Origin of the sequence: Agathobaculum massiliense (assembly GCF_900291975.1) — a bacterium.
GTDB lineage: Bacteria > Bacillota > Clostridia > Oscillospirales > Butyricicoccaceae > Agathobaculum > Agathobaculum ammoniilyticum.
In genome coordinates, this window is sequence record NZ_OMPN01000001.1 from 1,613,959 (window position 1) to 1,640,201 (window position 26,243).

Annotated in this window: 25 protein-coding genes, 3 tRNA genes and 2 pseudogenes; 15 read left to right on the top strand and 15 right to left on the bottom strand. The window is 58.3% G+C overall.

The window, feature by feature from the left end; genetic code table 11:
• Positions 1-38: 38 nt before the first annotated feature.
• From DBQ51_RS08275 to DBQ51_RS08290, 4 genes are all read left to right on the top strand, one after another.
• On the top strand, positions 39-1,214 hold the full coding sequence (locus DBQ51_RS08275) for an iron-containing alcohol dehydrogenase (protein ID WP_054328158.1): 1,176 nt from the start codon (positions 39-41) through the stop codon (positions 1,212-1,214).
• Positions 1,215-1,926: 712 nt separating this feature from the next.
• Positions 1,927-2,002, top strand: a tRNA-Asn gene (locus DBQ51_RS08280).
• A 3-nt stretch (positions 2,003-2,005) separates the two neighbouring features.
• A tRNA-Trp gene (locus tag DBQ51_RS08285) sits at positions 2,006-2,081 on the top strand.
• 4 nt (positions 2,082-2,085) lie between these two features.
• Positions 2,086-2,161: transfer RNA gene (locus tag DBQ51_RS08290), tRNA-Thr, on the top strand.
• Positions 2,162-2,183: 22 nt separating this feature from the next.
• Here DBQ51_RS08290 and DBQ51_RS08295 read toward each other — a convergent pair.
• Complete coding sequence (locus tag DBQ51_RS08295) at positions 2,184-2,465, bottom strand: hypothetical protein (RefSeq protein ID WP_107631270.1); 282 nt, start codon at positions 2,463-2,465, stop codon at positions 2,184-2,186.
• Between the two features lie 121 nt (positions 2,466-2,586).
• On the opposite strand from DBQ51_RS08295, the gene DBQ51_RS08300 reads away from it, so the two are divergent.
• Both DBQ51_RS08300 and DBQ51_RS08305 read left to right on the top strand, forming a co-directional pair.
• Complete coding sequence (locus tag DBQ51_RS08300) at positions 2,587-2,790, top strand: type II toxin -antitoxin system TacA 1-like antitoxin (protein WP_054328155.1); 204 nt, start codon at positions 2,587-2,589, stop codon at positions 2,788-2,790.
• Between the two features lie 37 nt (positions 2,791-2,827).
• Positions 2,828-3,736: a DMT family transporter gene (locus DBQ51_RS08305; protein WP_054328154.1), complete on the top strand. Its 909-nt coding sequence runs from the start codon at positions 2,828-2,830 to the stop codon at positions 3,734-3,736.
• Between the two features lie 93 nt (positions 3,737-3,829).
• Here the strand turns inward: DBQ51_RS08305 and DBQ51_RS17160 are convergent, their stop codons facing one another.
• On the bottom strand, positions 3,830-4,270 hold the full coding sequence (locus tag DBQ51_RS17160) for a DUF4368 domain-containing protein (protein ID WP_242977871.1): 441 nt from the start codon (positions 4,268-4,270) through the stop codon (positions 3,830-3,832).
• 156 nt (positions 4,271-4,426) lie between these two features.
• Between DBQ51_RS17160 and DBQ51_RS08315 the strand changes: the two genes are divergently transcribed.
• Entirely contained in the window at positions 4,427-4,942 is a 516-nt protein-coding gene (locus DBQ51_RS08315; RefSeq protein WP_107631271.1) for an IS110 family transposase, read from the top strand.
• 5 nt (positions 4,943-4,947) lie between these two features.
• Here the strand turns inward: DBQ51_RS08315 and DBQ51_RS08320 are convergent, their stop codons facing one another.
• The 7 genes from DBQ51_RS08320 to DBQ51_RS08350 form a co-directional block, all read right to left on the bottom strand.
• Entirely contained in the window at positions 4,948-5,358 is a 411-nt protein-coding gene (locus DBQ51_RS08320) for an eL24 family ribosomal protein (protein WP_054328151.1), read from the bottom strand.
• A gap of 41 nt (positions 5,359-5,399) precedes the next feature.
• Positions 5,400-6,044 carry an L-fuculose-phosphate aldolase gene (locus tag DBQ51_RS08325; RefSeq protein ID WP_054328150.1) on the bottom strand — a complete coding sequence of 215 codons (645 nt, stop codon included), beginning with the start codon at positions 6,042-6,044 and terminating at the stop codon, positions 5,400-5,402.
• An 18-nt stretch (positions 6,045-6,062) separates the two neighbouring features.
• Entirely contained in the window at positions 6,063-7,148 is a 1,086-nt protein-coding gene (locus DBQ51_RS08330; protein ID WP_107631272.1) for a 2-hydroxyacid dehydrogenase, read from the bottom strand.
• A 101-nt stretch (positions 7,149-7,249) separates the two neighbouring features.
• Positions 7,250-8,662 carry a PTS galactitol transporter subunit IIC gene (locus tag DBQ51_RS08335; protein WP_107631273.1) on the bottom strand — a complete coding sequence of 471 codons (1,413 nt, stop codon included), beginning with the start codon at positions 8,660-8,662 and terminating at the stop codon, positions 7,250-7,252.
• A gap of 88 nt (positions 8,663-8,750) precedes the next feature.
• Positions 8,751-9,047 carry a PTS sugar transporter subunit IIB gene (locus DBQ51_RS08340; RefSeq protein ID WP_054328148.1) on the bottom strand — a complete coding sequence of 99 codons (297 nt, stop codon included), beginning with the start codon at positions 9,045-9,047 and terminating at the stop codon, positions 8,751-8,753.
• A gap of 45 nt (positions 9,048-9,092) precedes the next feature.
• On the bottom strand, positions 9,093-9,551 hold the full coding sequence (locus DBQ51_RS08345; protein ID WP_054328147.1) for a PTS sugar transporter subunit IIA: 459 nt from the start codon (positions 9,549-9,551) through the stop codon (positions 9,093-9,095).
• 18 nt (positions 9,552-9,569) lie between these two features.
• Positions 9,570-9,830, bottom strand: a complete 261-nt coding sequence (locus DBQ51_RS08350) for an HPr family phosphocarrier protein (RefSeq protein ID WP_054328146.1) — start codon at positions 9,828-9,830, stop codon at positions 9,570-9,572.
• A gap of 172 nt (positions 9,831-10,002) precedes the next feature.
• On the opposite strand from DBQ51_RS08350, the gene DBQ51_RS08355 reads away from it, so the two are divergent.
• Complete coding sequence (locus DBQ51_RS08355; protein WP_107631274.1) at positions 10,003-10,959, top strand: sugar-binding transcriptional regulator; 957 nt, start codon at positions 10,003-10,005, stop codon at positions 10,957-10,959.
• A 63-nt stretch (positions 10,960-11,022) separates the two neighbouring features.
• On the opposite strand, the pseudogene DBQ51_RS17620 reads toward DBQ51_RS08355, so the two are convergent.
• Positions 11,023-11,145, bottom strand: a pseudogene (locus tag DBQ51_RS17620) (sorbitol dehydrogenase); the annotation flags it as partial.
• Between the two features lie 9 nt (positions 11,146-11,154).
• Positions 11,155-12,060, bottom strand: a pseudogene (locus DBQ51_RS08360) (zinc-binding dehydrogenase); the annotation flags it as partial.
• A gap of 325 nt (positions 12,061-12,385) precedes the next feature.
• Between DBQ51_RS08360 and DBQ51_RS08365 the strand changes: the two are divergent.
• The 5 genes from DBQ51_RS08365 to DBQ51_RS08385 all read left to right on the top strand — a co-directional run bounded on the left by DBQ51_RS08365 (position 12,386) and on the right by DBQ51_RS08385 (position 18,388).
• The gene (locus DBQ51_RS08365) at positions 12,386-13,288 is read left to right on the top strand and encodes a 1-deoxy-D-xylulose-5-phosphate synthase N-terminal domain-containing protein (RefSeq protein ID WP_107631275.1); all 903 of its coding nucleotides are present in this window, start codon (positions 12,386-12,388) and stop codon (positions 13,286-13,288) included.
• Positions 13,289-13,303: 15 nt separating this feature from the next.
• Positions 13,304-14,290, top strand: a complete 987-nt coding sequence (locus DBQ51_RS08370; RefSeq protein ID WP_054328143.1) for a transketolase family protein — start codon at positions 13,304-13,306, stop codon at positions 14,288-14,290.
• A gap of 1 nt (position 14,291) precedes the next feature.
• Positions 14,292-14,957 carry an HAD family hydrolase gene (locus tag DBQ51_RS08375; RefSeq protein ID WP_107631276.1) on the top strand — a complete coding sequence of 222 codons (666 nt, stop codon included), beginning with the start codon at positions 14,292-14,294 and terminating at the stop codon, positions 14,955-14,957.
• A gap of 5 nt (positions 14,958-14,962) precedes the next feature.
• Positions 14,963-15,655, top strand: a complete 693-nt coding sequence (locus tag DBQ51_RS08380; RefSeq protein ID WP_107631277.1) for a class II aldolase/adducin family protein — start codon at positions 14,963-14,965, stop codon at positions 15,653-15,655.
• Positions 15,656-16,042: 387 nt separating this feature from the next.
• Complete coding sequence (locus DBQ51_RS08385; RefSeq protein WP_107631278.1) at positions 16,043-18,388, top strand: heavy metal translocating P-type ATPase; 2,346 nt, start codon at positions 16,043-16,045, stop codon at positions 18,386-18,388.
• A gap of 49 nt (positions 18,389-18,437) precedes the next feature.
• Here DBQ51_RS08385 and DBQ51_RS08390 read toward each other — a convergent pair whose 3' ends face one another.
• From DBQ51_RS08390 to DBQ51_RS08405, 4 genes are all read right to left on the bottom strand, one after another.
• Positions 18,438-20,165, bottom strand: a complete 1,728-nt coding sequence (locus DBQ51_RS08390; RefSeq protein WP_054327989.1) for an ABC transporter ATP-binding protein — start codon at positions 20,163-20,165, stop codon at positions 18,438-18,440.
• A 114-nt stretch (positions 20,166-20,279) separates the two neighbouring features.
• Positions 20,280-21,260: a diaminopimelate dehydrogenase gene (locus DBQ51_RS08395; protein ID WP_054327990.1), complete on the bottom strand. Its 981-nt coding sequence runs from the start codon at positions 21,258-21,260 to the stop codon at positions 20,280-20,282.
• A 120-nt stretch (positions 21,261-21,380) separates the two neighbouring features.
• Positions 21,381-22,178 carry a tRNA 2-thiocytidine biosynthesis TtcA family protein gene (locus tag DBQ51_RS08400; protein ID WP_054327991.1) on the bottom strand — a complete coding sequence of 266 codons (798 nt, stop codon included), beginning with the start codon at positions 22,176-22,178 and terminating at the stop codon, positions 21,381-21,383.
• Positions 22,175-22,930, bottom strand: a complete 756-nt coding sequence (locus DBQ51_RS08405; RefSeq protein WP_054327992.1) for an SDR family NAD(P)-dependent oxidoreductase — start codon at positions 22,928-22,930, stop codon at positions 22,175-22,177. The genes DBQ51_RS08400 and DBQ51_RS08405 overlap by 4 nt, the downstream gene beginning before the upstream one ends.
• A 157-nt stretch (positions 22,931-23,087) precedes the next feature.
• Between DBQ51_RS08405 and rnr the strand changes: the two genes are divergently transcribed.
• Together rnr and DBQ51_RS08415 are read left to right on the top strand one after the other, a co-directional pair.
• Entirely contained in the window at positions 23,088-25,331 is a 2,244-nt protein-coding gene (rnr, locus tag DBQ51_RS08410; RefSeq protein WP_107631279.1) for a ribonuclease R, read from the top strand.
• Positions 25,332-25,391: 60 nt separating this feature from the next.
• Entirely contained in the window at positions 25,392-26,234 is an 843-nt protein-coding gene (locus DBQ51_RS08415) for a patatin-like phospholipase family protein (protein ID WP_054327994.1), read from the top strand.
• The last annotated feature ends 9 nt before the right edge of the window (positions 26,235-26,243 follow it).

Genomic DNA, 26,243 nt, shown 5'->3' on the forward strand with positions numbered 1-26,243 from the left:
TAACTATCTTATAATAAGAAGGGCGGGCGAACCCCACTATGCTGAATTTCACCATCCATACCACAACCGAAGTCGTTTTCGGACGCGATATCGAAAAGGATATCGGCCCCAAGCTCAAGGAGATTGGCGCGCACCGCGTGCTCGTGCATTTCGGCGGGTCGAGCGCCCGCTCCTCCGGCCTGCTCGATCGGGTGGAGCACAGCCTTTTTGAAGCGGGCCTGTCGTTTGTCGAGTTGGGCGGCGTGGAGCCAAATCCTAAAATTTCGATGGTGCGCCGCGGTATTGAGCTGTGCCAGCGCGAGGGCATCGACTTCATCCTGGCGGTCGGCGGCGGCTCGGTCCTCGATTCCGCCAAGGGCATTGGCATGGGCGTCGCCACAGGCCGCGACCCCTGGGAGTTCGCTGCGACCGGCACCGCGCCCGATCAAACGCTTCCGGTCGGCTCGGTGCTGACGCTTTCGGCTTCCGGCTCGGAAACCAGCAACTCCTGCGTGCTTACCAACGAGGAGCTCAAGGAAAAGCGCGGCATCACCAGCCAGACCAACCGCCCCCGCATCAGTTTCCTCAATCCGGAAAACACGTTCACTGTATCCAAATTCCAGACCGGCTGCGGCATTGTGGACATCATGATGCACACGCTGGAGCGTTACCTGACCGCTGGCGGCGAAACCGACATCACCGACCGCATCGCCGAGGGGCTGCTCATCGCAACGCGCGACGCGGGCCGGCGCGCCATCGCCGACCCGAACGACTATGAGGCGCGCGCCACGCTCATGTGGGCGGGCAGCATATCGCACAATAACCTGACCGAATGCGGCCGCCTGCGCCTGTTCCCTGTCCACAAGCTCGAGCACGAGCTTTCCGCTTTCCGTGATGAAATCGCGCACGGCGCGGGCCTGTCCGTGCTGTTCCCCGCGTGGGCGCTGTATGTGATGGAGCATGACGTGCCGCGTTTCGCGCAGCTCGCGCACCGTGTCCTCGGGGTGGAAATGGATTTCTCCCATCCGGAACGCACCGCGCGCGACGGAATCCTGACCCTCAAGCGGTTTTTTGAGGAGATCGGCATGCCTGTGCATATGGCGCAGCTCGGCATCAAGCCGGAAAACTACGAAACGCTTGCCGACAACGCGATCAGGACTGCCGGCGGGCCGGTCAAAAGCTATGTGCCGCTGGATAAGCCGGCAATCCTGGAGATTTTCCGGCTGGCGGAATAACCTGTTTGGAAAGACCCCCTCGGCAGCGGGGACAGTGCGCCGCCCGGCGCGGGGGCAAAAGGGGAGGACAACCCGCATGGGTTGTCCTCCCCTTTTGAATTCCCTGCTTTCCTTTTTTCACGGCTGCAAGGCTTTGGCGCTTCCACAGGGCCGGTTTACGGCATTTGCTCCCGCGCGCTCCGCGCGCAAGGTAGGTCGTGCGTTCCACCTGCCGCCCATTTGCTGTATCACGGTAAGCGCAACGGCTTCCACCCCAAGGGGGTGGTGGGTGGGGTGGGCGGCGGCTTCTCCCTCCCGCGCACTGTTACGCGCGCATAGACCGTTTCGGACAGGCGGCATCCGTTTTCCCGCTGTCCCGCTCTAACCTCCGCGCGAACAGAGCTCCCGCAACAGCCTCCGTATTTTTTTCGGAGCGGTCCCGATCAGAAATAGGAACGGCGCAGCCGTTCCGGCCTCCGGCCTGCGCATCAGGGAAAAGGGGTGATTGGCAAGAGGGGAGAAACCGACGGTTTCTCCCCTCTTGTCCGCCCGCGCCGCGCAGGCGCAGCTTCCCCGCTTTCGCCAAAGCGGAAACCCACGCCCTCCCCCTCCGCTCCCCGATCGCTATTTATAAATTTCCTGTTTTTCTTATCTTTACCTATTGACAAACTGAAATAATGCGCGCTATAATATTTAGGCTAACTGTAATAGATGTACCAGCATCTTTGGACATTCCTCAATAGCTCAGTTGGTAGAGCATGCGGCTGTTAACCGCAGGGTCGTTGGTTCGAGTCCAACTTGAGGAGCCATACAGGGGTATAGCTCAGCTGGTAGAGCATCGGTCTCCAAAACCGAGTGCCGTGGGTTCGATCCCTACTGCCCCTGCCATTTTGCTGCTGTAGCTCAGTAGGTAGAGTGCATCCTTGGTAAGGATGAGGTCACCGGTTCAAATCCGGTCAGCAGCTCCAGTAGAGAAGCCCGTCGTTCGCGCTATGCGCCGGATGCCGGGCTTTTTTCGTACACCGTGCGCGGCGGCAGCCGAAAACACGCCAGCTCTTCCCGCAGACCTGCCGACCAGACGAACCCCATCTCAAAGGCCTGCTGCTCCAACAGGTCGGCATAGTCCATGCACGCATCCCACAGCCGTTCGCCGCTTTCCCCTGCCTCCGTCATGCTGTGCAGGCGGTCAAAACGGCTCAGGAGCGCCTCCTTGCGGGGCTTTTCGCCCTGCTCGCTCCACAGATAGAAAATCTCTGCAAAGATACTTTTCATTTTCTCACCTCTTTTCCTCTGTATAGATAATACACTGAAATCAGTGTATTATCAATTATTAAATTTCACAAAAATAACACAAAATTTTGTACTGATTTCAGTACAACCATGAGGGATTACTATGCCAATCAGTGAAGCACGCCGCAGGGCAAACGAAAAGTACAACGCCAAAGCCTACGACCAGATCCAGTTCCGCGTCAAAAAAGGGCAGAAGCAGGTCATTCAGGCGCATGCGGAACGCCAGGGCGAAAGCATGGCCGCCTTTATTGCCCGCGCTATCCAGGAAACCATGGAGCGCGACCTGCAAAACAAGGGGAACCCATGACCCTTGTCCTACACCAAATCTCCTGGGAGGAAATCCTGTGAAGCTCCGCAATTCTCTTCTGTTATTCCTTACTGCTACCATCTGGGGCTTTGCGTTCGTTGCGCAACGCGTCGGTATGGATTATGTTGGCCCACTTACATTCCTGTTCGCGCGCAGCCTGATCGGCGGTATCGTGCTGTTGCCAGTGGTCGCCGTGCTGCACCGCTCGGGGCCGGGGCACGCGGGCGAAACGCCTGCCGACCGGTGCAGGGCGCGCAAAACACTGCTGCTCGGCGGTATCTGCTGCGGCACTGTACTTTGTGTGTCTGACCTTGCGCAGCAAGTTGGGTTACTCTATACGACCGTTGGTAAATCCGGCTTCCTTACAGCATGCTATATTCTGATCGTCCCGTTGATTAATCTGCTGTTCTTCCATCGAAGATGCAGGCGGTTAGTTTGGGGCGGGATAGCGCTTGCTATTGTGGGAATGTACTTCCTGTGCATGACCGATGGCTTGACCATCAATTTTGGGGATGCAATCAGCCTTGTCAGCGCGCTCTTGTTTTCCGTTCATATTCTGGTAATCGACTATTTCTCCCCGCGCACGGATGGGGTCAAAATGTCATGTGTCCAGTTTTTTGTATGCGCGGCGATCGCTGCCGTTGGCATGCTGCTGTTTGAACAGCCCAGCCTGGGCGCGCTCCTTGCTGCGTGGAAGCCCGTACTGTACGCGGGCGCGCTGTCCTCCGGCGTGGGCTATACGCTGCAGATCGTCGGACAGAAAGGGATGAACCCTACTGTCGCTTCGCTTATCATGAGCCTGGAATCCGTGATTTCGGTCATTGCCGGCTGGCTGATTCTGGGCCAGTCGCTATCCGGCCGCGAGATATTCGGCTGTGTGCTAATGTTCGCCGCCATCGTGCTGGCACAGCTCCCCAACGCGCCAAAGGAAAACGCCGTCAATTAGATGCTCCCTCATAAGGGTATCTACAATTGCATGGAATCCCTCTGCGGATATCGGTTCACGATGCCCGCAGGGGTGTTTCTATTTCTGTGCCTTTTATAGGTTTTCAGCTTGATCTCGAATAGCAGGGTTGCCAACCATGCCAATATCGGTGTAGTGAATTACTTCGGTTTGGCGTGCATGTATAGAATACTTTACGTCTTTTTCATGCACCACGATTTTCTGGATGAACAGACGCAGCAGCTCCGGCGTCAATTTCTGAATGTTGGTGTAACGCTTGTCCTTGGTGATGATGATTCCGATTTTATCATTTTCCATGTCCGGCATCACGCGCTGGAAATCCGTGCGGTTGAAGTTGGCATCGGAATATCCGTCATCTACATAGAATTGCGGGTTTGGGAACAAACCAAGGATGGGGGGAGTTTTAAGACCAAGAACAGTTCGGCCAGAAATTGAAATTTGATCTATACGGAAGTTTTTTCCGAAGCTACAATGAAGGGAGAATCGGTCTGACGACGCGATGCTTGCGCTATTCATGCTCATGGCCGCAAACTGTCAACCGTCGCTTTCGTTGCAGCGTTCGATTTTGCAGATCGAGGTAGCGGCGTGGCCGCATGCTCGAATAACAACGCAAGCTGAATAGGAAACAAATTAGGATTGGTATTGATTTCATGTATTGCTGGAGGGAGCTATATGATGAATCAAACGATCACTACTGTTGGCATTGATGTGTCTAAGGGAAAACGTGCGGTCGCTGTCCGCAGGGCTGATAGGAAAATTGTCCTCCCTCCGGTTCAGATCGACCATACTGCCGATGGAGTCTCTCGACTAGTGGAACAGTTACGAGAAATCGGCGGCGATATGCGAATCGTCATGGAGCATACCAGAATGTATTGGCGACCTATAGCGCACATGCTTAGAGCAGCTGGGTACTTTGTCAGTGTTGTCAACGCGATCCGCATCCATAACTTCAGTGACAATTCCCTCCAAAAGATGAAAACCGATAAAACTGACACCCTTAAGATCGCAAATTATGGTCTTGCATTTTGGACAGATCTACGCAATTTCTCTGATGAAGATGAAACCATACAAATGTTGAAAATGCAATGCCTCCTGTATGAACGAACACAGAAAACCAGTGTTGAACTGCAGAACGGACTGATCTCACTGCTAGATCAGACGTTTCCTCCCCAGCGCTCCGTTGCATAGCGTGATTAAGCCCCCCAGACTGTCAGCACAAGCAGCACCACTGCCGAAACGCTCAGCAACAGGCCGATCAGTCGGGTGATCATCGTCACCCGACTGATGCTCATGCTGTGGAATGTTTCAAACGAACTGATCGGATAGGGGAAAGCCAGAAACGCCAGGCCGGCGACCAACTGGCCGATATACGCGCCGACCATGTGCAGCGGCCCGTCACCGCCAAAGAATGCGCTGATCATAAAGCCCAAACCGCCTGCGAATACCAGCAGGTACAGCGCGGTTTTGAACCGTCGGTCGAGCTGTACATAGCGCTCAGTACGCGCACGGCATTCTTCACAGCATACGCCGAACGACCTGGTATGCACTTTGGCCATCAGTTTGTTTTCCGGCAGGGCTTTACCGCAGTAAACACATTTTTCCATGTGATTTTCCTCCTGAACATGCGCGGCAAAGCCGCACGGCTTTACTTTTTCCGATAGTTCTGGAACGAGTTGAGCACAACGCCTATCTGCTCGTCAGTCAGCAGGTTGGGCTGCTGTCCCGCCGCACGCACGCGGTAATACAGCTCCGCGCAGAATTCAATCTGCTCGGCCACATCCAATGTGTAGCCGATGTTGCTGCCGCAGCACAGCAGGCCGTGGTTGCCGAGGATGCAGGCGTAATTGTCGCCCATGGTTTCACAGGCGCACTGCGCCAGCTCATAGGTGCCGAACTGAACATAGGGCGTACACGGCACTTCGCGGCCGGAATAGGCAACTAGGTAGTGCAACGGTGGGATGGACCACCCCATGCAGGACAGCGCGGTGGCAAAGGTCGAATGGGTATGCACCACAGCATGGATGCCCGGGCGCTTCTGATAGAAAATGCGGTGCATGTCCACTTCACTCGAGGGCTTGCGGTCGCCGTCTACCTTTTCGCCTTCCGGCGTCAGCACAACCACGTCCTCCGGCGCGGTTTTGAAATAATCCATACCGCTCGGGCTGATGGCAAACAGATTCTCCTTTTCATTATACACGCTCAGGTTGCCGAAAGTACCCACAGTCAATCCTCGCTCGATCATTTGTTTGCCGTATTCTACAACCAGTTCTCTTTCTTCCTTCAGCAGCATAGCATATTCTTCCTTTCATTAGTCCAGAGTGATCGAAGCGGCATTGACCACACGATCGTTGACGCCGCTTTGCAAAAAGCGGTCCGCTTCACGCATCAGCAGAAACGGCGCGCGCGGGATCGCGTCCACCGTCGTTCCCGCGATGTGCGGGGTCAGCAGCACATTGTCCATTTGTAGCAGCGGGGAGTCCGCGTCGAGCGGTTCGCTGTCGTATACGTCCAGTGCCGCACCTGCCATGTAGCCCTGCTGCAGCGCCTCAACCAGCGCAGGCTGATCGACTAGGCCGCCGCGCGCGGTGTTAATGAAGTACGCTGTCTTTTTCATGCGGGAGAAATACTGCATGCCAATCATATGCTCGTTTTCAGGTGTCAGGCGCAGATGCAGCGAAACAATATCGCCCTGCTCGAACAGCGCTTCGAGCGAATCAACCAGCTTGACCGCGCCCAGCCCCACCTGCGTGAGCTTTTCCGGGTTGGTATAAGCATCATAGGCGATGACCGGTACGCCGAGCGCGAGCAGACGGCGCGCTAGCGCCGCGCCCACGTTGCCGATACCGGCCAGCGCGACCGTGTGGCCGGACAGGGTCATAAGGAAATCCGAGTTATAGTAGTTTTTGCACCATTCCCCGCCGCGCATTTTCAGGTGGGATAGTGCGATGTCGCGCGTCAGGCACAGAATCATGCCCAGCGCGAAGTCTGCCACCGGTTCGGCGTTGCGGATGACATTGAGCACCGGGATATTGCGCGCGCTGGCGGCTGCCAAATCGATGTGCTCCAGACCGCCGCGGCAGGTCAGGATCAGCTTAAGGCTTTTGGCCTTTTCCAACAGCGCGGCTGGCACCGGGTTGAAATGCACCAGAAGGACGTCTGCATCCGCGATTGCTTCGTCCAGTCCATCGGCGTAAGGGACGGCCTCTGGGCCGCCGCGCTCAAGCCTGAGTTGCCGGGCGGTGAATTCCTGCTTGTCGGTCGACCCCCAACGCAGCTTCCGGATTTCGCCGCAGCAAAGCGCGCTCGCGCGGACGGCCTGCTCCATGGTTTCGGGCGAAACGAACGCGTCGCCCACAACAACGACCTTTTGCGGCCGCAAGGTGAAATCTTTCATTTGGTCTCCTTTTCCTAAATACGATAGCCGCCGCTGCAAAATGCAGCAGCGGCCGATTAGTTGATTATTGCGTTGCAAACCTTATACCAAAAGCAATGGACTTAATAAGCCGAATACTCTGCGGCAGAGCGCTCCAGATACTCGACAAAACGGGCTTTATTCTTGCGGAACAGGAAGTACATCACGAAGTATACAATTACAACCGCGCCGATGATGATCGGGTTCTTGCTCAGGAAGCAATAGAACAGGCCGGCAATCAGCGGATGGCAAAGGATACCGAAGCTGGTGATGTACACGCCTGCCTGCGGCAGCTGGAAGCCGGCTTCTACAGCTACCTGAGTGAAAGTCGGCGCCAGCTGAGAGGCGATGATCAGGCCCAGCGAGAACCAGATCGCACCGCTGACCACACTCTTGGCAATGTTGCCGTTGGATACGCAGATGAAAATTTCAACCATGTACGGCAGCGCGCACAGGTCGGCCATCGGCAGAATGATGTTGCCCGGCAGCACGAACGAGAGCAACAGCATGATTGGGATCAAGATGATGCCGGTAACCAACGTGTTCGGTTCGCCGTAACCGCAGGCGTCGTTAACGGACAGGTACCACTCGCGGCCCTTGCCGGCCTCGACAGCCTTGGCCTTATAGGCGTCGGACATCGTGGTGAATGCGTTAGCAAAGATACCTGCAACCTTGGGGAATACCGCCATGATCGCCGCAGTCGAAACCGCAGCCGAGCTGACCGTGCCCCAAGCTGCCAGCGCGCCTTCGCCGAACAGCATGTTGTAGTTACCGATCACGCCAATGATGGCGCCGACAATCAGGCCGATGAACATCGGCTCGCCCAGCAGGCCGAGCTTTTTCTGCAGGGTTTCAGCGTTAAGCTTGATCTTGTTGAAGCCGATCTTACCCAGCAGCCAGTTCATGATAACCGCAAACGGCAGGCTTTCCAGATGGTGCGGCGCCGTCATACAGCAGTTGTCATATTCATAATAGGTGGACCAGCGCTTGGCACAGGCTTCAGAGAACAGCAGGATATAGAGCAGCTGCATAATCATGCAGGCCATCGCAAGCATCATGTTCTCCGTCAGGGCATAAATCAGCGAGCCCCAAACCATGAACGAATAGTTGTTCCAAAGGTCGGATGCCATGAAAACGTCCGTCCACTTCGCCAAGAAAAGGACGATCTGCAGTACGATGGCTACACCGATAAACAGAACGCCGACTTTGGTGGAATACGCGATGACCGAAACCGATTGCCAGCCGGTATCCAGGCCGGGCAGGTTAACGCCGGCGTTGGTGACCATTTGATTGACAACCGGCGCGATAATCGCCGAATAGCTGTTAACTACAAAGTTGAAGCCGGTCAGACCGACTGCACACAGCAGCGCGGACTGAAAGGCTTTTTTTGCAGGCGCGCCCATGCACATACCAATGATGAACAGGATGATGGGCACGAACACCGTTGCGCCAAAGGTTGAGAACACATTGCTCAACGTCTGCAGAAATTCTGTCATTTACTTTTCCCCCTTTTTTGTCTGAACGGGACAATCGGAATTGCGGCGGCATAAGGTCTGTATCGGTTTGCTGGATGCAGGCCGGAAATCAGCCCTTGGCTTCCAGAATAGCCAGGCAGTCTTCGACCACCTTGTCTTCTGCCATGCCGGTCAGCATGCCGACAGCCTTCACCTTCGGGATGCCGAAGTCCTGACGGACCGGGCTGACGCAGGCGATCAGGTCAAACTGCTTGCCCGAGATTTCAGAAGCAATGCTGTTGGGGCTGGCTTCGGTCATGGAAGCGTCCCAGCCTTTTTCAGCCAGCTTTTCCTTGAGCTTGCCGGCTACCATTGCCGAGCTAACCGTGCCGGAACCGCACACGCAGAGAATCGTACAGCTTTTCATGATTACATTCCTCCTGTTGTAAACGGAAAATGAGATGGATGGGTTTTAACCGATATATTTCTGCGCGGCTGCAAACAGCTCGTCGTCTGTTTTTGCCGCGCGGAATTCCGCGACTACTTCCGGCTGCTGGAAGACGCCGAGCACTTTCTGCAGCAGCTCAACCTGCTCATCGGGGTCCTGAATGGCCATCATAAACAGCATTTCCGCCTCAACGAGCGTATCAGGATCGCCCATATGGGCGAAGGTGACCGGATGCGCCAGTTGCGCGATGCAGACACCGGGGCGATATACGTGCTGCGGGTCGGTATGCGGCATGGCCACGCCTATTTCCGCCAGCTGCAAGCCGGTGGGATAGGTTACCTCGCGCGCTAACACCGCATCGATATAGGTATCCTTGACAAAGCCTGCGTCAAAAAAGCGCTGACCGACCTGCCGGATCGCGTCCTCGGCATTCTTGGCCTCCACATTGCGCAGGATCAATTCACGAAAGGTTGCCTGTTCCATAGTGTTTGCCTCCCTTGATCATTCGTTCAGTCCGTCGAGAAAAGCGACGATCTTGTTGCCGACTTCCTGTTCGTTTTCGCCCTTTACTTCAATGGTGATGGGCGTGCCTTTTTTCAGTCCAGCGCTCAAAATACCGATAATATTTTTGGGGTTGATCGACCCTTTCTCGGTAATAAGGCGGATTTCTTCCGGAAATCCCTTGCAGAGCGCGGTAAGCTGCGCCGCGGGACGGGCGTGCAGGCCAGTCTGGTTCTTGATTGTAAATTCTTGGCTAAACATGATGCTTTTCCCTCCGATTACTGTCGAATTATATCCGTTTTGCTTGATTATTGTATTTTACTCTGTCTATGCTGTCAACGCAGAATAATTTGACATTTGCGTCAAAATCGGTTATACTATGTTCAAATGGTGAACAAAGTTTCACGTCATTGTTGGTGAGAGGAGCCTTTTTGTGAGCAATCGTGTTGATTTACTGGTGCATATTTCCGAACTTTATTATCAGCAGGAACTGAGCCAGCAGGAGATCAGTCAGATCATGGGAATTTCCCGCCCAACGGTTTCACGCCTGTTGGATGAAGCCAAGGAAACCGGCGTTGTCGAGGTGATTATCCACAGCCCGATCGTCAAGCATCCCAAGCTGTCCTATGCGCTGCGCACGGAGTTCGGTCTGCGTGACGCGATTGTGGTTTCCGGCAACTATGAGTTCGACAAGGCGCTTGCCCGTTGCGCAAAGTGCGCCGCCCATTTTCTCAACACGGTTTTGGAGAACAATATGTCGATCGGCATCTCGTGGGGCCGGGCGCTGGAAGCGCTGTGCAATGCGGTCGAGCCGAGCGAATATTATAATGTTAACGTGGTGCAGATGGTCGGCTGTCTGGGTACCGGTAATCCCCGTGTAGACGGGCTGGAGTTGGCGCTGCGCCTGTCGAAAAAGGTAGGCGGCACATATTCCAACATCTATGCGCCGGTTTATGTGGACAGCGAACTGGTTTATTCCTATCTGGTTGCTGAACCGCAGATCGAAACAACACTGAAAAAGGCGCTCTCGGTTGATATTGTAATCACCGGCATCGGCTCGCTGGACGATCCGAATGCTTCACTGTATCAATCCGGCTGCTATAGCCCGGAGGATCGCGAGGAGCTGATGCGCCGTGGCGCAGTATCCAGCCTGCTTGGCCGTATGTTTGATATCAACGGCAAGGAAGTGCAGCTGGATGGCCGCTTTGTGATTTCCGCCCCGCTGGAAGCGATGTATTATCCGACGTGGTCGATCGGCATCAATGCCGGTGCAGCCAAGGCAGAATGCACGCTGGCAGCGCTGCACGGAAAATATCTCAATACCCTGATCGTGGACGAACCACTTGCCCTCCGCATACTGGAACTGGAGGGCAAGCCGTTCGAAACATGAGGGGTGAAAAAATGCGAAGGCAGGGATGCAGGCATCCCTGCTTTTTTATGCTTATTTCAGCGAGCCGTCCAGCACGATAACGCCCTTGGCGCCTTCGCCGCGGATCATCTTGTCGAAGCCGTCGCGCCAGTTTTCCAGCGGATCGATCGAGGTGACGATCTTCTCCGGTACGACCGTACCGGCTGCGAGCAGTTCGAGCGACTTGACCCAGGAAGAGGGCTTCTGGCTGCGCGAACCGACGTAGGCAATTTCCTTGTGCAGGATCAGGTCGGTCCAGATGCTTTCGTGTGCTTCCGGGAACACGCCCATCTGTACGACCGTGCCCTTGCGGCGGACGATCTCAAGCGCCTTATTGGCCGCAGGTACAGCGCCCGAGCATTCGAAGCACTTGTCTGCGCCGACGCCGTTCGTCATTTCCATGACGATTGCTTTCAGATCCTCGGTCATCTGGTCGACACAGCGGTCCGCACCTGCGCTTTTTGCGATTTCGAAGCGCTCGGCATCGTGTGTCAGGCCGGCGACGATAACGGTTGCGCCCTGGCTCTTGGCGACTTGCATGACCATTTGGCCAATCGCACCCGCGCCAAATACAACGCAGACGTCGTTGGGCTGTACGTTGCCCTTTTCGATCGTCGCATGTACGCCGCAGGCAAGCGGTTCGGTCAGCGAAGCGGAAAGCAGGCTGACATTATCCGGCAGCACATGGACGCTTTCTTCACGGCTGACCAGATATTCCGCCATGGAACCATTGATCTGTGTACCGATGCCCTGCCGGTTGCCGCAAAGATTGTAGTCCTTGCTTGCGCACATCGGGCAGGTGCCGCAGGTTTTATAAGTGGTTTCGCTCGTCACGCGGTCGCCGACCTTGATGTTTTTGACATCGGGGCCGACTGCGGTGACAATACCGGAAAACTCATGCCCTAAAACCACTGGCGGTTTGGTGCTTGCATAAGTGCCTTTAAAGGCATGTAAATCGGTTCCGCAGATGCCGGAATACGCCAGCTTGATTTTGACCAGATCTCCCATCGCCTCCGGTTCCGGGATATCCATATATTGCATATGGTCGTATCCCGCTTCGGTTTTGACAACAGCTTTCATCATCGCATCCCCTCTTGCTTGAAAATATGTTCATATATAGAAATAATGTTCTTTCTTCGTTTGACAAATTATCATATCCAGTTGCATTTATTATAGCGTGATCGGCTGTATTGTCAAGCAAAAACCAGAAAAATATTGTTTAATTTGATCATTTCAACAAAAACCAAATGGGGTTTTTAGTCAATATATCCATTTTAATGCAGTTGACATTTGTTCATATTTATGAAATAATAAAAGCACGATAAACGGTGTATCGCTGCACCCAGCAGCAGTGGGTTGCATAATCCGACATTTGTTTTCACGCGCTTATCAGAAAGGAGTCAATATTATGGCGGAAAAAAAATATTCTACCGAAGAAGTCCAGAAAGTAGCCAACCAGATCCGCAAGCAGATTTTGGGCGTAGCCCTGCAGACCGGCGGCTGCTATCTGGCGCAGGCATGCTCCTCGGCAGAAATCATTGCTTCCCTTTATACTAAGGTGATGAACCTCGGTCCGTCCGTCGGTAACTGGGAGCCAATCCCGTTCCCCGGCGTTCCCGGCCCTGATAACATGGACTATCAGCGCGGTTCTGCGTATAACGGCGCCCCTGCGCCAGACAAGGATCGCTTCTTTGTTTCCTGCTGCCATTACGCATCGGTTATTTACAGTGCGCTGGCGGCGACCGGCCGTATCAGCCCGAACTGCATGGAGAAGTTCAATGTCGACGGCTGGAATATGGAAATGATCGGCGCAGAGCATTCTCCCGGTTTTGAAAACACCGCAGGCTCGCTCGGCCAGACAATTTCGATTGCAGGCGGCACTGCCCATGCCCGCAAGCGCCGCGGCGACACCGGCAAGTGCTATGTGCTGCTGGGTGATGGCGAGCTGCAGGAAGGCCAGACTTGGGAGTGTATCCAAGCGGCTGGTCACTATAAACTGGACAACTTTATCGTTGTTGTCGATGCCAACGACCAGCAGGTTGAAGGCAAGATCGCGGATCAGATGACCGAGGAACCGATCGTTGCTCGTTTCGAGTCCTTTGGCGCGACCTGCGTGGAATGCAACGGCCACGATATTGAAGCGTTCTGCAAGGCGTTTGAAACCCCGCATAAGGGCCGTCCGCTCGTTGTTATTGCACGCACCAGCGGCGCAACCGGCATTAAGCCGCTCGAGAAGCCCCGTTCGATGCATTTTATCCGCATCGGCAAGGACGAGCGCGATGAATTCCAGAAGATCTACGACGCGATGTAAGAGAGGGGTTCAACCATGAAAATTGAAGTCAATACCCACGAAAAAAATATGATCCGCTTTGCCGCGGAGCATTCGGAGGTCGTGGTTATGTCCGCCGACCTCGGTTCGTCCTGCGAGGTCAAGAAGTTCCGCCAGGTTTATCCGGACCGTTATCTGACCATGGGCATCGCCGAGCAGAATATGTGTTCCTGGGCGGCTGGTATGGCGCGAGAGGGCTACCGCCCCTTCCTGCACACCTTTGCCGTATTCCTTTACCGCCGCATTCTGGACCAGCTTGAGATGAGCGTGGCCTATCCGAACCTGCCGGTCGTATTTGTCGGCTTCGTTCCCGGCATCACCACTCCGGGCGGCGTTACCCACCAGTCGATCAATGACGTCGGTGTGCTGCGCACCGTGCCGAACATGACCATTTTCGATATCGGCGACGCAACCGAAATCGAAGGCGTGCTCGATCTGGCATATGAGTGCAACGGCCCTGTTTACATCCGCATGCTCCGCAAGGAAGTGCCGCGTCTGTTCCCTGCCAACGAGCCGATGCAGTTCAACCGTGCCCGCGTGCTGTCCGAAGGCGACGATATCGTGCTGCTGTCCTCGTCGATCTGCACCGAGGAAGCCATGCGCGCCACGGCAGCGCTCAAGGAAAAGGGCGTTTCTGTGCAGCATATGCATGTTTCTACCCTCAAGCCGTTTACCGACCCGACCATCGTCGAGGCGATCAACAAGAGCAAGTACGGCGTTATCACGATCGAAAACCATCTGGACATCGGCGGTCTCGGCACGGCAGTTGCGGACATAATCGCAGAAAACGGCCTGGGTAAACGTCTGGTCAAGATCGGCCTGCCGGGCTATCCGCACGGCGCGTCCAAGATGTACCTAATGAAAAAGTACGGTATCGATGCAATGCATCTGGTCGAAGCCGTCGAGGAGCTGACTGGAAAGAAACTCGGTATTCAGGAAGACGACCTTGAGAAGGTTCGTTTCGTCGATTTCCTGGAGGTATAACGTGCCCTATCGTGCCTGCGTGTGGGATATGGACGGCACACTGCTCAACACCCTGCCGACCATTCTGTATTACTGTAACCAGTCGCTGGCGCATTTCGGGCTGCACAGCATTGCGATGGAGGACTGCCGCGATCTGTGCAGGCTGCCGATCTCGCATTTTTATCATCGTCTGCTCAGATTGAGCGGCTGCCCGGAGCAGGATGTGGAACGGCTACAGCCCGCGATCCGCGATTATGACTGCGCCAGTTACCTGAAGGATTTTTCCCATCTGACCGAACCGTATGAAGGCATACGCGAAACCCTTGAAGCGCTGCGGGATATGGGGATCAAAAACGCCGTGCTGACCAATAAGCCGGATGCACTGGCCCACTCATTGACCAGGCAGTTCTTCGGCGGACTGATGGAAGCTTGCATCGGTCAGACACCGCAAACCATTTCTAAACCTGACCCGCGTTCGATGGACCGGGTGCTGGATACGTTGCATGTGCAGTGCAGTGAGATCCTGTATGTCGGCGATACGGATATAGACATGCAAACAGCGCACAACTCTGGCGCAGCCGCAGCCGCGGCCTGCTGGGGGTATCAGTCCATCGAGCAGCTCATGCCCTATTCGCCCGAGCATGTGATACATGCCCCGGGCGATCTGATCGAAATATTTAGGAGGTAACCGCTATGTTTTCCGAAATGAAAAAAGAAATCATTGATGCCGGCATCATGCTTGACCGCTATGAGTTGGTTTCACTGACCTGCGGCAACCTGAGTGTGCGAATGCCGTCAGGTGAGATCCTTGTCACTCCATCCGGTATGATGTACGAAAAAATGGTTGAGGATGACATGATCGTCATGGATCTCGACGGCAACATCATAGAAGGTACACGCAAGCCGTCATCAGACACACCTGCTATTCTACATATCTTCCGCGAACGCCCGGATATCAACGCTGTTATCCACACTCACCAGCCCTATGCAACTGCAGTTTCTCTTATCCCCGGCCTAACCGAGTTCCGTGTATGCATCACCGCGTTGGCAAACGCTGCGGGCGGTAACGTGCCTATCACCCCGTATTCGGCCGCCGGCTCGATCGATATGGGCATTGACACCGTTAAGTATGTCGGCGACGGTCATGCTGTTATCCTGTCCCAGCATGGCGTTATGACCGTCGGCAAGGATCTTAACCAAGCACTATATGCTGCGGTTTATCTGGAAGAAGCCGCCAAATGCTATCTGGCAGCGCGCGCAGCCTGTGTCAACGGCGAAACCAAGCAAATGAGCGATGCCCAGATTCAGCAGATGGTCGATGTGTTCAAATACTACGGTCAGGGAACAGCCACAATCCCGCAGGAGATGGTTCAGCGTTTGGGCTAAGCAACCGGAAAAAGCCGCCTGCGCGAGCGCTTTCCCCAAGCACACACTGCATGACGTTTATGATGTAACATCTAAAACCCCTTGATTGCATGATCAAGGGGTTTTAGAATAACCTCATTAGGAGAAATGCCCATTTTACACCATCGACTTATACGCATGAAAAGAATAGGCTTGCATCGGATGATTCCCGCAGCAGTCGAGATTGAATCTGCTTTTCAGTCTTATACTCTAAACGGTTTCAGTGTTGTCCCTATGGGACCGCACCTTTGACGGCGTTTTTTGTGCATCTTTTTTTCTTTCCCGCTATTGACAAATCACCGTTCTCGGACTAATATGAATACATGAACATATGAGCAATCATTCATATATAATTCAGGAGGCGAGATTATGGCGAGCGAAAGAACGCGCACTGCCTTACAAGTGCCGGACGAACATACAGCCGAACAGAGTCATCATCCGGAAACGTGCGGCTGCGGCCGCGATCATCAACACAAGCATCACCATCATCACGACGACGGTTGCGCCTGCGGCCACGAGCACGAGCATCACCACCATCACGACGACGGCTGCGCCTGCGGCCACGAGCACAGCCACGGACAGGAGCGCCATCGCACGAGCGCGCACGGCATAAAACGGGTATACACCCTGCAAAACCTCGGCTGCGCGCACTGCGCCGCCGAGATGCAGCGCCAGATCAGCCAACTCGACGGCGTGGACGACTGCGTACTGGTCTACGAGACTAAGCAGCTCCGCGTGACCGGCAAAAATCCCGACGCTCTGCTGCCGCGCATCCGCGAAATCTGCCAATCCATCGAAAGCGAGACACAGGTTATCGCTTCAGAGGATGAGGCCGGCACCGGCCGCAGCCATCCGCTTGCCGGTATCCTGATCGGCGCGGGGCTGTTCCTCGCCGGTGAGCTGGCGCTCGGCGGCATGCCAAAAGTACTCGTCATGCTCGCAGCGTACCTGCTGCTCGGCTGGCGCGTGTTGCTGACCGCGGTCCGCAATATCGGCAGGGGCCGCGTGTTTGACGAAAATTTCCTCATGGCGCTTGCCACGGTCGGCGCGTGGGCGATCGGCTCGTTCGACGAGGCGGTCGGCGTTATGCTGTTTTACCGCGTGGGCGAATACTTTGAGGACCGTGCGGTCGAGCGCTCGCGGCGGCAGATCATGGCCGCGGTCGACCTGCGTCCGGAAACGGTCAACCTCGTCGAGGCGGACGGCGGTGTCCGCCCAATCCCTGCGGAGGACGCTGCGGTGGGCGATATCGTGCTGGTCCGCCCGGGCGACCGCGTACCGCTGGACGGAGAGGTCGTGGAGGGCGAGAGCCGCCTGGACACCTCGGCCGTGACCGGCGAGCCGGTGCCGGTGCGCGTCGCGGCTGGCGACCGCGCGATCTCCGGCTGTGTCAATACGGACGGTGCGATCAAGCTGCGCGTCACCCATGTGCTGGCGGAGAGCATGGTCCAGCGCATCTTGGACAGCGTGGAAAACGCGGCCGCGCGCAAGCCCAGGATCGACCGCTTTATCACCCGCTTCTCCCGCGTGTACACCCCGGCTGTCGTCGCCATCGCGCTGCTGACCGCCGTCGTACCCAGTCTGGCCACCGGCGACTGGAGCAAATGGGTGTACACCGCGCTCACCTTCCTTGTCATTTCCTGCCCCTGCGCACTGGTACTCAGCGTGCCGCTGACCTATTTCGCGGGCATCGGCGCAGGCTCCAGGCGCGGTATTCTGTTCAAAGGCGGCGCCTCGCTCGAAGCGCTGAACGATGTGAAGGCCGTTGTCATGGATAAGACCGGTACGATCACCAGGGGCAACTTTGTGGTGCAGCGCGTATGCCCGGCGGAGGGCGCGGACATCGACGAAAACGAGCTGCTTTGGCTCGCCGCTGCGTGCGAGGGCGCGTCCACCCACCCAATCGCAAAATCCATCCTCGCCGCCTATGAGACGTGCAAGGAAACAGCGGAAAGCGCCGGTCGGCCCAGCCTGATCTCGGTCGGCGCACCCGAAGGTATCCGCGAGCAGGCCGGTGAGGGCGTGGAAGCCGTGCTGTGCGGCAAGCCCGTGCTGTGCGGCAACGCCAAGCTGCTACGGCGCCACGGCATCGGTCTGTCCGGCTACCACGGTACGCTGGGCAGCACCGAGGTCCTGCTGGCGATGGATGGCCGCTTTATCGGCCATATCGACATCGCGGACACGGTCAAGCCGGACGCGCGGCAGGCGGTCGCCCGCATGAAAGCGCAGGGCCTGACGACCGCGATGCTGACCGGCGACGGGCAGGACAGTGCGGACGCGGTCGCGCAGGCGGTCGGCATCGACGAGGTGCGCGCGCGCCTGCTGCCGGAGGATAAGCTTTCCGCCCTGACCGATATCCGCGAAAAGCGCGGCGCGGTGATGTTTGTGGGCGACGGCATCAACGACGCGCCCGTGCTGGCGGGCGCGGACGTGGGCGCGGCCATGGGCAGCGGCGCGGACGCGGCGATCGAAGCCGCGGACGTGGTGTTTATGAACGCCGACCTGTCCTCCATTCCAACCTCGGTAAAGATCGCGCGGCGGGCAAGCTTGATCTCCAGGGAAAATATCGTGTTTGCGCTGGCGGTCAAGCTGCTGGTCATGATACTCGGCCTGAAGGGAATCGCCTCTATGTGGCTGGCGGTGTTTGCCGACACCGGCGTCGCCATGCTGTGCGTGCTCAATGCCGTGCGCATGCTGTATATGAAAACTGAATAAACGTCTGCGGAACAGAAAAAGAGGAAACCGAGGCCGGTTTCCTCTTTTTTCAGTCTTCTGTGGCGAGTTGATACAGGTGCGCGTACGCGCCGCCCCGCGCGAGCAGCTCGGCATGCGTCCCCTGCTCGGCCACGCCGTCCTCGGTCAGCACGACGATCTTGTCCGCGTTGCGGATGGTGGACAGGCGGTGCGCGATGGTCAGCACCGTGCGCCCCTTGGCCAGCCGTTCGAGCGACTGCTGCACCAAGCGCTCGGATTCATTATCCAGCGCGCTGGTCGCTTCGTCCAGAATCAGGATGGGCGGATTCTTGAGGAACACGCGCGCGATCGAAATGCGCTGCTTCTGCCCGCCGGACAGCCGCACGCCGCGCTCGCCGACAAAGGTATCATAGCCGTCCTGCGTGGCGCTGATGAACTCGTGCGCGCCCGCCTGCTTGGCCGCCTCGACGACCTCCTCGCGCGTCGCGCCCGGCCGCCCGTAGGCGATATTGTCAAAGATCGTGCCTGAAAACAGATACACATCCTGCTGCACCACACCGATCTGTCCGCGCAGCGAATCCAGTTCGACCGTGCGCACGTCATGCCCGTCCACCGTGACGCGGCCGCCGGTCACATCGTAAAACCGCGGGATCAGGTTGCAAATCGTGGTCTTGCCGCCGCCCGACGGGCCGACCAGCGCCACGCTCTGCCCTGCCCGAATGTCCAGCTCCAGATGGTCGAGCACCGGCGTATTCGGGTCGTCCGCATAGGCGAAGCAGACGTCCTCAAAACGGATATTGCCCTGTACGCGCGGCAGCTTTTCCGCGTTTTCCGGACTCTCAATATCCGGCTCCACGTCCATGACCTCGAAAAACCGCTCGATGCCGGTCATGCCGCGCTGGAACTGCTCGGCGAACTCCACGATGCGGCGGATGGTCGCGAGCAGCGTCGCCACATACAGCAGGTAAGCCATAAAGTCCGCGGGGTCGATGCGGCGGTGTACCATGAACAGGCCGCCCGCGATGATGACCGCAATATACATCAATCCGTCAAACGCGCGGGTGGTTGCGGTGAACGCGCCCATCCAGCGGTAATTCTCCTTTTTGATCTCCAGCCAGTCGCGGTTGCCCTGCTCGAATTTCTCGATCTCGCGCGCCTCGCCGGTAAACGACTTGACCACGCGCACCCCCAGCAGGCTGTCCTCGACCTGCGCGTTGACCTCGCCCACCTGTCGGCGGTTTTTCGCAAATGTCCTGCGCATCGCCATATTGAACTTGCCCGCGACGATCGCCATGACCGGCACAATGGCGAAGATGATGATGGTCAGCGGCACGTTGACCGTACACAGGATGACGAACGACACCACGATCTTCAGCCCCGCGATGAAAAATTCCTCCGGACAGTGATGCGAGAACTCGGTCACGTCGAACAGGTCGCCCGTGATGCGCGCCATCAGCTGACCGACCTTGGTGTTTGCAAAATAGCCGAACGACAGTTTCTGCAGGTGACCGAACAGGGCCGAGCGCATGTCGGTTTCGATGCGTGCGCCCATGACATGCCCGATGTTCGCCATAAAGTAGGAGGCGGCCACATCGATCAGCCGCAGCACGATATACAGCGCCGCCACGCGCAGCACCAGTCCGCTCGTCAGCAGGGAAACATCGTCCATGCCGACCTGCGCGAGGCGGCGCATCATCATCGGCAGGCCGATCTCGCACAGCGTCGTCAGTGCGGCGCAGAACAGGTCGAGCAGCAGGACGCCCGCGTAGGGCTTGAAATAGGGGGCAAAGCGCCGCATCAGGGCGCCGGTCGATTGCTTCAACAGAGCACCGTTCCTTTCTCTTTTCCGGCGTGCAAAGCAAAAAGGAGCTGCAGGGCTGCAGATCCTTTTTGCCGGTTTGCTTTTTGTTTTTTACAGCATGCGCGCGCGCAGCTCCTCGCCCGTCCGCGCGGACAGGTAGGCGGGCGCAATATCAAACACGGTCTTGGCGCCGCTCATACCCTCCTGCGCCATGCGGTAGGCCGCTCGGGCGTAGGCAGTCAGCACCGCGCCCGTGAACTCCGGATTGGAGTCAAGCTGCAGACGATATTCGATGATATGCCTGTTGCCGGCGCCGGTTTCGCCGCTGCGGATGACGAAGCCTCCGTGCGGCAGGCCCGCATGCTCGCGCGCGAGCGTGTCCGCGTCGATGAAATGCACGGTCGTGTCGTAATCCGAGAAGTAGTTTGGCATCTCCTTGATCTCCCTCTCGATGCGGGCGCGGTCCGCTCCCTCCTCCGTGACGACATATACCTCGCGAGTATGCTTCTCGCGGGTGGTCAGCGCGGGGTTCCGGCCCGCGCGCACGGCCTCGAGCGCCGCCGGCACCGGCACGGTGTACTGGCGCGCGTCCTTTACGCCCGCGATGCGGCGCACCGCGTCCGAATGGCCCTGGCTCACGCCGCGACCCCAGAAGGTATAGTCCTGTCCCTCCGGTAGGATGCAGGAGGCGTACAGGCGGTTCAGCGAAAACATGCCCGGGTCCCAGCCGCAGGAGATAACGCCCACCTTGCCGGCTTTCTTCGCCGCCGCGTCAACGCTGGCGAAATGCTCCGGAATGCGGGCATGGGTGTCAAAGCTGTCGATCACGTTGAACAGGGCCGCGTATTTGGGGGTCTGCTCGGGCAGGTCGGTCGCGCTGCCGCCGCAAAGCACCAGCACGTCGATCTCGTCCTTCATGCCTTCTGCCGCATCCACATGCAGCACCTTTGCGCCCGCGTCCGCGATCCGGAGGGCTTGCGGGTCGCGGCGGGTGAACACCGCTTTCAGCTCCATATCCGGATTCTGGCGAACCGCGGCCTCCACACCGCGGCCCAGATTGCCATACCCCAAAATACCGATACGAATGGTCATAGTTCAGAAGTCTCCTTTACTGTGTGCCGAAAAAGCGTGTTTTTTCTGCTCCTATGATACCATGTCCGCCGGCGTCTGTCCAGTATTCCTATTGGTTTTCCTTGTTTTCCGTCGGGCGGCTCAAAGCCTGTCCAGAAAGCTGTGCCGCCCCGCCCCGTCCCGCCAGCCGAGCAGCTTCGCGGTATCCACGTTTTTGACCGCGTTGAGGATATTCGCCTCGACCTGTGGGTTTTCCGCGGCCAGCGACGCGATCAGCTTTTTGACCGCCGCGCGGCGGGTATCGTTTGCGAGCGCTTTCGCCGGACAGTCACACGGGAGGAACGTCAGCCCGCAGTAATCCGCCCAGGCCTGCACGCTGCGCTCGCGCACCAGGCAAAGCGGCCGGATCAACTCCATCCCCGCGTAATTTTTCGCCCGCATGCGCGGCAGCATGGCCTGCACCTGACCGCCGTACAGCAAGCCCATGAGCACGGTTTCGATCGCGTCGTCATAGTGGTGGCCGAGCGCGATCTTGTTGCAGCCGCGCTTCCGCGCCTCGGCGTACAGGTAGCCGCGCCGCATTTTCGCGCACAGAAAGCAGGGATGCGCCGCCGCGTGGCGCGCCGCGACGCGCAGCACATTGGTGTCGAATATCTCAAGCGGAAGAGCAAGGCGCGCGGCGTTCTCCTCCAGCCGCGCGCGGCCGGCGGGCGCGTATCCTGGGTCCATGGCAAGGAACACCAGTTTAAAGTCCACCGTGCGCTGCAGATCCTGCAGCAGCAGGGCGAGCAGCATCGAGTCCTTGCCGCCGGAAATGCATGCCGCGATCCGATCGCCCGGCCGCACCATGCCGTATTCCCGGACCGCGGCCGCAAACGGCCGGCGCAGCAGGCGCACAAATTCGCGCTGCAGCGTCCTTTTGATCTCCTGCGCGGTCATCCGCCGTTTTTCCTGTGCTGGAAATGATAGGTGACGCGCGCGAGCAGGCAGTCGGGCGCGAAGTGGCGCGCCAGGGTCATGGCTTTCATCGCCGCGCCCGGCACAACGACGCCCCTGCCCGCGAACAGCCCGCCGACCGCCTCGCGCGCCACGCGTTGCGCGCTCAGGCCGCCGAGCGAAAACCGCACGCCCGCCACCTTGTTGAATTCGGTATCCACCGGCCCTGGGCAAAGCGCGCAGACCTTGACTGGACTGCCCGCGCGGCGCAGTTCCTCCCGTATGGCCTCGGTCAGCCGCAGGACATAGTTTTTGGTCGCATAGTAGGTCGCCATGAGCGGGCCGGGCAGAAAGCCGGCCGAGGACGCCACATTCAAGACGTACCCGCGCCCGCGCGCAGCAAAATCGCGCACCGCCAGCTTGGTCAGGATATGCACCGCGCGGATGTTCGTGTCGATCATGCGCAGTTCCTCCTCCAGGCTGGTCGAAGCGAATTCACCGAACAGGCCGAAGCCCGCGTTGTTGACGACCACCTCCAGCTCCTCCCCGCGCACCGCCTCGTACAGCAGGCGGCATTCCCTTTCATCCGCGATATCCGCCGCGATCACACGGCACGCGGTGGGCAGTTCGGCAGCGAGCTGCCGCAGGCGCTCCTCGCGCCGCGCGCACAGGATCAGGTCATACCCGCGCGCGGCGAGCAGGCGCGCGATCTCTCTCCCAATGCCGGAGGACGCGCCGGTAACAAGTGCTTTCATCATTTTTTCCTCCTTTGCCGGACTTATTTTCTCCCATCCTTAGTGTATCATGCCGCTGGAGGAACGTCAAACCATGCCTTACGTCAATTTTCCTTTTATTCGGACAGCAAAGATGGTATACTGATACCAGAAGAAAAGAGGAAGAGGAGGGCTATTTATGCAAGATCATGCGCTGGAAAGCAGGCTGCTTTCGCTGCTCACACAGCCCATGCGGTTGGATGAGCTGCGCCGCGCCCTGCCGGAAGCCGGCAAGCAGGAGGTAAAGGACGCGCTCGACCGCCTGACCGCGGACGGTGCGGTCATGAAAAACAAGAAAAACCGCTTCGCTGTTTCCGCGCATTACGGCTGCGTCACCGGCACCTACCTCGCCACCGAGCGTGCGTTCGCGTTCGTCACGCCGGATGTAGCCGAGGGCGAGCCCCGTCCGGACGACCTGTTCATCCCGCCCAACGCCTCGGGCGGCGCGTGGCACGGCGATCGGGTGCTGGTCAAGCTCTCCGAACGGAAAAACGGGCGCGGGCGGCGGGAGGCCGCAGTCGTGCGCGTCCTGCGCCGAGCGGACAGAGAGCTGACCGGCGCGCTGGTGCAGCGTGGAAACGCCTTTTTCGTGCAGCCCACCTCAAAAAAATATCCCGAAATCACGATTGACCGGCACGACTTGGGCGACGCGCGGCCCGGCGACCGCGTGGCGGTATCGATCTCTTACTATGGGGACGAAAAATTCGCGCCGCAGGGCGTGGTGCAGGCCGATTTGGGCGAGGACGGGACAATGGAGGCCTCGATCGCGGCCATCCTGCATGAAAACGGCGTATTCAATGCCTTTCCGGACGAGGTGCTACGGCAGGCGGACGCCATCCCGCAGACGGTCGACCTGGCCGCCGCCGGAGAGCGGCTCGACCTGCGGGACAAGCTGATCTTCACCATCGACGGGGACGACGCCAAGGACTTTGACGATGCGGTATCGCTCGAGCCGCTCGAAAACGGGCATTACCTGCTCGGCGTACACATCGCGGATGTGTCGCACTATGTAACGCAGGGCAGCCCGCTCGACCAAGAAGCGTACCGGCGCGGCACCTCGGTCTATTATCCCGGCCATGTCGTACCGATGTTGCCGTTTGCGCTGTCGCACGGCATCTGTTCCCTCAACCCGGGCGTGGACCGGCTGACCTTTTCCGCGCTCCTGGAGGTGGACAGGGACGGACGGCGCTATCGGGCGAGCTTTGCAAAGTCCGTCATCCGCTCCCAAGCGCGCATGACCTATAACAAGGTCAACCGCATCCTCGCGGGCGACGCGGCGCTGCGGGAGGAATATGCGTTCCTCGTCCCCACTGCGGAGAAGATGAACGGCCTTGCACACGCGCTATATCAGCGCCGCATTGAGCGCGGCGCTTTGGAACTGGATATTCCGGAGGCGCAGATCACAGTGGACGAAACGGGCAATCCCGTGGACATCTGCTTCCGCGAACGGGGAGAAAGCGAAAAGCTGATCGAGGAATTCATGCTGCAGGCCAACGAGGCGGTCGCGGAATTCATGTGCAAGCGCGGCCAGCCCACCGTGTACCGCGTACACGAAAATCCGGATCCGGAAAAGCTGCGCGTATTCGCGCAGTTCGCGCGGCCGTTCGGCTACCGCATCGACCCCGGCAAGCCGGAGGATACGTTCCAGTTCCAGGCCGTGCTGCGCGGCGTGAAAAACGACCCCAGGCAGCGTATCCTGCCGACGCTGCTGCTGCGCTCGCTCGCCCGCGCGCGCTATGCGGACGATTGCATCGGCCACTACGGCCTCAAGGCGAAATTCTACCTGCATTTCACCTCGCCCATCCGGCGCTATCCCGACCTCGTCGCGCACCGGATGCTGCAAAAGGCGCTCGCCGGCGAAGCGTTCACCGCCGCCGACCAAAACGCGTGCGAGGAGGCCGCGGCGCAGTCCACCACCCGCGAGCAGGCCGCGGACAACTGCGAGCGCGATATCGACAAGCTGTTCATCGCGGCGTATATGAAGCCTTTCGTCGGCGAGGAATTTGACGCGGAGGTGTCCGGCGTGCAGGCGTTCGGCATCTTTGTCGCGCTGGAAAACGGCTGCGAGGGGCTGATCCGCATCGAACTGCTCACGGGCGATTACTACCAGTATGACGAGCAGCACATGGCACTGCAGGGCCGCCATACCGGCAAGCGCTTTACGATCGGCACGCCCCTGCGCGTGCGGCTGCTCGCCGCGAGCGAGGTGACTGGCCAGATCGACTTCGCGCCCGCCGAGGGGAGCCTCCCGACCGCCGATGTGCCTGCCGTTCCCCCTGCGCGGGAGCGCACGGACGAGCCGCGCGGGAACCGCGCCCAGCGGCGGCGCGGCGCACGCGGGGGCAAAAGCCGGAAAAAGCCACCCACGCGCAAACGCCGGTAGGCTCCGGCGTACCGGACGGGCGCGCCGCGCGCCCCTGTTATCTGAGAAAGGTTTGAAAAAATGCCCGCACTTGTTTTGGAGGGCGGCACGTTCCGCCCCATCTTTTCCTGCGGCGTGATGGACGCGCTGCTGGACCATGATCTTCTGTTCGACTATGTGATCGGCGTTTCCGCCGGCATCACCTACGCGGTTTCCTACCTGTCCCGCCAGCGCGGGCGCAATCTGGAGGTCCTGCGCCGGTACCGGAACGACAAGCGCTATCTGGGCGCGCGCAACCTGCTGCGCGACCATTCGGTATTCGGCGTGGATTTCGTATTCTCCACCATCCCAAACGAGCTGATCCCGTTCGATTGGGAGGCGTTCCACACCTACCGCGGGCGCGCGCTGGTCGGCGTAACCAACGCCCGCACCGGACAGGCGGAATATCTGGACGGGATGCGGCTTGACCGCCCCAGCACCATGCTGCGCGCAACCTGCGCCATCCCGATCTATTTCCCGCCCATATCCATCGGCAGCGAAACCTATTACGACGGCGGCCTGGCCGACCCAATCCCGATCCTGAAAAGCCTGCGCGACGGCAACCACAAAAACCTGATCGTGCTGACACAGCCGGACGCTTACCGCAAGGAGCTGACGTGCGGCACGCGGTTCGCCGCGCGCGCCCTGCACCATCGCTACCCCCGGCTGGCCGCAACCATGCTGTCCCGCCCCAAGCGGTACAATCAAACGGTGTGCTTCTGCCACAGGCTTGCGGCGGCCCAGCCGGAAAACACCGTGCTGCTCCAGCCCGCCGAACGGCTTGAGAGCTTTGAAAAGGATGTAAAAAAGCTTGAATGGGGCTATGAAATGGGGTATAATATGGCCTGCTCGCGCATGGAGGATATCCGGCGCCTGTTTGACTGAGGAACGCCG